Consider the following 8,055-nt stretch of genomic DNA (forward strand, 5'->3'; position numbering starts at 1 on the left):
AACATTTTGCCGTTACAGAGCAAATATCCAAACACGCGTTACACCAAAAACCTCCATTCATTGAAAACAAGAGGACATTTTGCCACTTATTCCGTCGTTTGATTCCCCTTCACCAACACTAAAGTATAGGTTGTCGCAGATAACACATTATTTTCTGCCTTGGGCAACACTATAAAGGTCTCTTTTGCGTGGCAAAATCATTTTTACGCAGTGGTAGTTTGGACGACATTCTGGCGTTAGGCGAAAACGGGCAACCGGTTTATGCCTCTGCACGGCAGATAAGAGAGGCATTACGCCTTAAAAAACAGCAACATATTGCTGACTGTCTGGCCATACCTCAACTTAATGAACGCGGCGACCGCATAGATTGGTATGCCCCCATTGAAGGCAAAGTGACCTCATGGCTGGCAGCCAGCAGTGTTGAGCGCAAGGCAGCGGTTAAGCAGTTGTCCGCCTGTCTGGCAAGTGCCAATGACTTGTGTCAGCGGGCGCAAAAATCTGATAACGCCGCACAGCGGTTATTTGGCGTACTGTTGGCCAAAACAATGCAATTCCCCGATCAAAATCACGTTTATTTAGTGGCAGGCAAGCCAGTACTGACCTTTTGGGGATTTGTCAGCCCGGATAAAAAAACACGCACTGACCCACTCGATTGTCTGCGCCAGACCACCGAAGCTTACGAGCCGATTGAACCTATTATCGCTACCATTGCGGCCCCAATACCTACGCCGCCTGCCGCTGCTGTCATTGAGTTAGCGCCTCAGGCCGAAACTACGTTGCTGCCCCCCCTGCCAGAGCCTGTCGCAGAGGTCACCCCGCCATCAAAAGCAGTAAAAAAACCAACACGTTGGTTACGATTTAGCTGGATGTTACCGGTGTTGGCGCTAATTATCGCCTTGATAGTGCAATTCAGTGGTGGAATGCCGGAAAATGCCGCTGCCGCCCCGGATGTTAAGCCCACTGTCCTTGAAGATAAATCAGCCACTGAAGATAGAACCCTGTCAGCACCGGTAGCCACTGCACCTGTTGCTCAAATTATCCAGCCCACAATTGCATCACAACTGCCGTTGAATAATGCCACCGTCGTGCCTGCGTCAGCTATCGTGGAACCGACCGCCGTCGCATTGCCGACCACCGTTGAGAGCAAAAGTGCGCTGATACTCCCTTCGGATGCCGTCAAAGTGGGATCGACTACATTCCTTAATGGCAACTGGCGTGTCAGCCCGGATATTAAAGCCGCCCAAACCGGTAAAGCACCCAGCCTGAAGTATCAAATTAAAAACGGTAAAGGTACGGTGAAAATCACCCACGGGGATAACGTGACTTGCCGCGCAAATATCACTGCTGGTGTAATGAAGTCAGGCAATTTGGTAATCAATAGCCGCTATAGGGCGCAGTGCAGTGATGGTTCAAAATATCAAATGCCTGAGATCGTCTGCAAACAAGGCGTGAGCGGGATTGCAGATTGCAAAGGCCGTTACGATGCCAATACGACCCTTCCAATGACGATGAAGCGTGAGACTAAATAATATTATGCTGGCAACGATCACGGATTTAAAACAGAAAATTACGCTTATTCAGGACAGTGGCATTCAGTTTCTGGACTTCGCTTTAAAGCCCCAATTAGATACTGAGCTGCCAAATAAATTCGTCCGCAAAAGTGCTAATGGCCCACTATTACGCCTGAATTACCATCCACATAATGGTAAATATTCGCTAATGGTACCCGGCTCAGCCCCAGAGATTGTTAAACCTGAATTTAGTATTCCATTGGAACAATCGCTAAAACTGCTGAACAAGATTTGGTTGCCGCTGCCCTTCTTGCGTTTTAATCCGCCGCGCACCTTCGTTAATGGGCCTGATAACTGGGCCAGAGTACAGATTTTAGTGCTAGATTCGCCAGATCAAGATGGCAATACTTTACGTGTCACCATGGCATTTGATACCAAAGTCTATCCTGAAGGTGATGCTAATGAGTATTTGGCACCTAATGAAAATGATGTCAAAACTGGATTAAGTTTCGCCCTGGCCTACCACAATGAAGAATTGGCAGAATTCCTTGATTTAACCTGGGTTGACGGTTGGTTGCGGGAAGTTTTTGTTCAACAGGCATCAGAACAGGAAGAACGCACCGAAAGGCATATCAGTGTATCGCTGCGCGAATTCGAATATCAGGCGCACTATCTTAATTTGCTGGAGTTACTTGGCAGCCAGATTGGTGTGCCAGAAATCAAAATCAACACCAGCACCCTACAAGAACCTACCGTTAATGTTGATTTGATCCTCGATGTCGGCAACTCGCATACCTGCGGCATTTTGGTGGAAGACCATGCCGATGAAAGTAATGGCCTGAAACAGACTTACGAATTACAAATTCGTGATTTAAGCGAGCCACACTATCTGTATAACGAACTGTTTGAAAGCCGGATTGAATTTGCGCAAGCGAAGTTCGGCAAACAGAATTTTTCGGTGGAAAGTGGTCGTGACGATGCCTTTATCTGGCCTGCGATTACCCGTGTTGGTCGTGAAGCCAGCCGTATGGCACAGCACCGTTTGGGCACCGACGGGTCTACCGGCATTTCCAGCCCCCGCCGCTATCTGTGGGATGAAGAGACCTATACTGCGGGCTGGCGCTTCAACGAGACCCAAACCACACTGATACATGAACCGCTGGCGACGGCGTTGCCGCTGACCAATCTGGTCAATGATGACGGCCAACCGCTCTATACGGTGCCAGTAGATGAACGGCTCCCGGTATTTTCACCACATTATAGCCGTAGTTCATTGATGACATTTATGTTGTCGGAACTATTGGCGCAAGCGCTGATGCAAATCAACAGCGCGGCACAACGTTTGAAAATGACCCATGCCAATGCGCCACGGCAATTACGCGCCATTATCTTAACGCTGCCTTCCGCCATGCCAAAACCGGAGCGCGAGATATTCCGCCGCCGGATGAATGAAGCCATTGCCTTAGTTTGGAAATCTATGGGTTGGCATCCGGCAGATGATAACTTTGCATCCACGCAAGGCCGCGCCAAAAGCCAGGTTCCAGTACCCGATGTACAGATGGAATGGGATGAAGCGACCTGCGGTCAGATGGTTTATCTGTATAACGAAACTCAAGTTAATTTCGGTGGCCGTACCGCAGCCTTTTTTGCCAGTATGGCACGACCCGATAAACAGCCGGAAGCTGGGGATGTTGTCGGGAAAACCTTACGTATCGCCTCTATCGATATTGGCGGTGGCACCACCGACCTGGCAATTACGCAATATTGGCTGGATGATGGTATTGGCAATAATGTCAAAATCAGCCCGCGCCTGTTATTCCGTGAAGGGTTTAAAGTGGCCGGTGATGATATTTTGCTGGATGTTATTCAGCTCTATCTTCTACCTGCCCTCCAGGCTCGCCTTAAGAAAGCTGGCGTCACCAATACTGATGCCTTGCTGGATAAATTATTCGGCAATGATGGCCGCATGGATGGGCAATCAGCCCTGCGTCAGCAAGCCACATTGCAGATATTTATGCCCGCAGGCCGGGCTATTCTGGAAGCCTACGAAAACTTTGATCCCCTGGATGCCAGTGCAGAAATAGACGCTAATTTTGGCGAGCTATTACCCCAATTACCGACACAGAAAGTCCTTGATTACATTAACAGCGAAGTTCAGCGTGAACTGCCAACAGATGCTGGCGGGTTTGATATTTTGCAGGTTCCGTTAGTATTAAAGCTAAGCAAGTTGCACGGTGAGTTTTTATCTAACCGAATGAGTATTACGCAAAACCTGCGTTCACTGTCTGAAGTGGTATCACTCTATTCTTGTGATGTGCTGTTATTGACTGGCCGCCCTTCACGCTTCCCCGGCATTCAGGCACTATTTCGCCATCTGCAACCGCTGCCCAACAATCGTATTCTCTCGCTGGATGGATATCACACCAGCGATTGGTATCCGTTTAACAAGCATGGTCGCATCGATAACCCAAAATCGACTGCCGCAGTGGGGGCAATGCTGTGTTTACTGGCACTGGATTTGCGGCTGGCCGGTTTTTACTTTAAAGCCGGTGATTTCCAACCTTATTCGACCATACGCTACCTCGGGATGTTAGACAGCAGCGACGCACTGACAGAAGAGAATGTCTACTATCGCGATATCGATCTGGATAGCAGCAATTTTGCCTTGCCATCCGACGCTCATTTTCAGGTTAGAGGGTCGTTGTGCCTTGGCTTTCGCCAGCTCGATAATGACCGTTGGCCTGCCTCGCCGCTTTATACCTTATCCATTGTTGATCAGGAACTGGCGCGCAAAGTCGCGGGTGACAGCGTATTGCATGTCAGACTGAGATTAGCAAAGGGTGACAAGCAGAATGACGATGGTCAGGAGCGCTTTGAGATAGCGGATGCCGTATTGCAAGATGGGAGCCGTGTGCCATCCCATCATCTGCGCCTCAAGCTCAACACATTAGCCAGCAACGGTTCAGGATCAACCCATTATTGGATTGATAGTGGGAGTGTATTTAGAAAATGAAATCATTAATCACCCAACAGCTCAATAGCCAGCTTGAGCAGGTCACACAAGGTATTGATCAAACAATTGATTGGATTGACAATGTGCGCCAACACGCCATTCGATTGGATATTGAAGCCGATCTTCTCACCATCAAACTGCGTCGCCATCGCAATAAAGCACGTCAGCTAACGGAAACATCCTTAACCGGCATGAGCATTGGCTTTTTTGGTCAGTCATCTGCCGGGAAACAGCACCTTATTTCAGCGCTGGCGGCGGATGAAAATGGCCGCTTGGAAACCACCCTTGGCGGGAAAACCCTCGACTTTTGGCAACAAATAAAACCGGGCTATCAGGCCTGTGGGCTGGCAACACGTTTTAGCCAGCAAGCCGTTAGTCATTACGAAAGCCATCCGGTACGGCTTTCTCTTCTCAGTGAAGTGGATATTGCTAAAATAGTTGTGGGTGCTTATCTACTGGATAACCCTCAAGACCCCCGTCATCAGGATGGACGAGAGCATTCGCTGGATGAACAGCATATTACTGACCACCTGCAACAGCTCGTTATGCGTAGACAACCGATCGCCAATGCAGGTATCAGCAGTGATGATGTCATTGGGCTGTGGGATTATCTGGTTCGTCATGACGCCCCGCGCCAGAGAAGACTGGAAACTCATTTCTGGCCAGTGGCCATTGAACTGGCTCCTTATCTGAGCATTGATGATCGTGCCCTTTTGTTCTCATTACTGTGGACAGAATTACATCCATTGACCGATGCTTACCGCCATTTCGCCTATACTTTGCAACATCTGGGCGGCGCGACTCAAGTACTGTCACCACTAAGCGTATTAGTGGACGATACCCTATTGCCCGCCAATGGCGTTATGAATGTTGCGACACTCTATTCTCTGAACACACCCGCGGATAGCCACATTCAAGTTATGCCCTTAGTTGATGACAATACGACTGATTTAGTGACGTTGTCACTTGCTGAGCTAACTTTTTTAGCTGCCGAGTTACATATCCCGCTGACCACCTCTACCCGTAAAAATGTATTTGAATCCATTGACTTGCTAGATTTCCCTGATTTTACTGAGCCATTCGATACACCAGAATACCTTGAACATCCTCCTTATCCGCAGGCCGTTTTGCTATCTCAAGCTAAAAATGCCTATTTACTTGACCGCTACACGGATAAACAACAGATAAACCTGCTATTAGTCTGCAATGCGGCGGGTAAACGCTCAGAAGTCAAAACTGTCGGTAAGGCACTGGATTATTGGGTTAAGCAAACTCAGGGGGAAAATGTGCAGGTGCGTTCCCGTCGCAATCCTGGGTTAATCTGGGCATTAACACCCTTTGATCAACGGGTTACCGCAGACCCACAGTTGGCTGGTGCGAAAAATTATGACGAAGCGGTACAACGTCATGTGGGTAATCCTGGTGATAGCTGGGGCTCCATGCTGGCATTGGACACTCGTGGTGTTGAACGAATGGTCACTTATCTGACCCAAGAGATCCGTCGTGATATCAAAACAGAACGGATAACCGAACAACTTCATGAGTTACAACGAGAATTGACCGATAACCTGCTTGCAGGCTGGTATCAGCCAGCAAACAGCGAATTGCAACAGAAACAACGTATTGCTGAAACCTTACTCAAAGCCTTACAAACGCGAACCGGCTTACACGGCGAGTTATTAGAGCGACTGCTGCCCTCTCGTGATGAGTTACGCGGCTTATATCTACAACAGCAAAACCGTGCGGCTGAATTGATCACCCCAGCGACCCATAGCGAACCTTTTAGTATCGGTATCGATATCGACTTATTCAGTGATAGGCCTGTATCCGCGGCATTTCAAACCACGGTAACACCTGCGATAAGCCATGATTATGAAACAGCCTATGCCGCAAGTGTGCAGCGTTATTGGATAAATCACCTGCGACAACTGCCCGATAACGGCCCATTGATTGAACTGCTCGGTATTGCCAAACCCACGATTGAATTGCTGGTTGCAGAACTGATTACCGCCAGTATCCGACTGGATATCGCCGGGCAGTTAATCACGATACTGGCAGGCAGTGAGCAAGTTGGTCTGCACCGTGAAACCAAAGCCGATCGTCAGGTATCGCGTGCGTTGACGGTATTGGGCGATTTTGTTGCCTGGCTTGGTTTCTTACAAATAGAGGAAAACCAGCGCCCTGATAGCCGTATTAATCGGGGACATAAGATTTTTGCCCAACCACCTAAATCAGTATCGCCGTTGGGCGCATCACAGCGATTAACCAAATTGGCATTGACCCCGACCAATAATACTGCATTTTATATTTATGATTGGCTGGTTGGCTTAGGTGAAATGATTATTCACAACCAGGGTTATTCTGCCAGCAGCGAAATAAACTTGCAGAATCGTGAACAATTAGCGGCAATATTCTTGCTGATTAATCCGCAATTCAGGCCGTAAACCATCAGTAATATACCCGTTATTCCCTGTTGAATCGGGGGAATAACGGATACCACCATACTGAACTCAACCCATTGGTTCTAAATCACTATCTCCGACCGGCAATGCCCTAAGTACCACAATACCTGGGGTTTTCTTCACATATTCCAAGAAAGGTGAGTCGACAACTTTATTGTTCCCTTTCATTGATGATGCATTACGGAACATCGCGCCTTTTGCTGTCCTGATAAATATTCCTGTATGGGTGACATCCAGACCTAAAATAGGGGTGTAAATGCCGATATAATCCCCATTTTTTAACTCTGCGACGACCGCATCATTAATAAACTCAGCCGGAATATAAACAATATTACGCTCAATAGCACTCAACCCGGGGATAAACTCGCCACCCTCTTTTTTCTGGTTCAGATTTTTGAGAACAGTGTGGGTATGAGTACTTATTTGTGCAGTAACATCTTGTGCGTTTAAAGGGGATCGCTGTGACCAGTCAGTAAAGAAATGTTTTCGGTGCAAGTAGCTGACATCAGCATCAACATATCTTGTTCTGATAACTTGCTGCACAAACTCCGCCTTGCTTCCTGATTTTCGCAAGGCTTCAACATAATCCAGGTAGGTGAAACAGTCCAATCCACGGAAATCGACCACTAACTGTTCAGGTTGCGTTAGCGAACCAATGAGTACATTTGCCTCATAAGGTGTACCTAAAAACTCAGCAGATATATTCGCAATAACATCACCCTTATTGCTATAAGGTGCTGTTTCTAATTTAGCTTCTATAATACTGGTGATACGATTTGCGGTGTAATTATCAATGCTGACCGTTTCGGGAGGGGGTTGTTTCGCACCACATCCTGCGATAACAGCAATGAGAACCAAAGATAACGATTTATGCATAAGTCCCTTCTATGCCTTATCAAGCGGCTATTCCATACACTCCAAGAGTTTTACTTTAATGTTTAAATTTTAAACAGGGTATCAACAAGAGCAGATTAGTCTGTGTTGATAGGCTATCTGAGTGCTGACACCTCATGCTATATGATAAAAAACCTTATCTTGCTAAATCGCTAACCAAACATCTATTAATTAC

General features: G+C 47.4%; 4 protein-coding genes. 3 read left to right on the top strand and 1 reads right to left on the bottom strand.

The genetic code is table 11. From position 1 onward, the window contains the following. The first annotated feature begins 188 nt into the window (after positions 1–188). From V1952_RS06820 to V1952_RS06830, 3 genes are read left to right on the top strand one after another with little or no spacing between them, the layout of a single operon-like run. The gene (locus tag V1952_RS06820) at positions 189–1,529 is read left to right on the top strand and encodes an SrfA family protein (RefSeq protein WP_420074507.1); all 1,341 of its coding nucleotides are present in this window, start codon (positions 189–191) and stop codon (positions 1,527–1,529) included. 4 nt (positions 1,530–1,533) lie between these two features. Continuing rightward, on the top strand, positions 1,534–4,524 hold the full coding sequence (locus tag V1952_RS06825; RefSeq protein ID WP_420074510.1) for a virulence factor SrfB: 2,991 nt from the start codon (positions 1,534–1,536) through the stop codon (positions 4,522–4,524). Continuing rightward, entirely contained in the window at positions 4,521–6,968 is a 2,448-nt protein-coding gene (locus V1952_RS06830) for a putative virulence factor (RefSeq protein WP_420074508.1), read from the top strand. Before V1952_RS06825 ends, V1952_RS06830 begins: the two co-directional genes overlap by 4 nt. Before the next feature lie 66 nt (positions 6,969–7,034). On the opposite strand, the gene V1952_RS06835 is transcribed toward V1952_RS06830, so the two are convergent. Beyond that, positions 7,035–7,862, bottom strand: a complete 828-nt coding sequence (locus V1952_RS06835; protein WP_420074509.1) for a DUF1460 domain-containing protein — start codon at positions 7,860–7,862, stop codon at positions 7,035–7,037. Between the last annotated feature and the right edge of the window lie 193 nt (positions 7,863–8,055).

The sequence above is a fragment of the Yersinia sp. 2542 StPb PI genome (assembly GCF_048593855.1).
Classification (GTDB): domain Bacteria; phylum Pseudomonadota; class Gammaproteobacteria; order Enterobacterales; family Enterobacteriaceae; genus Yersinia; species Yersinia enterocolitica_E.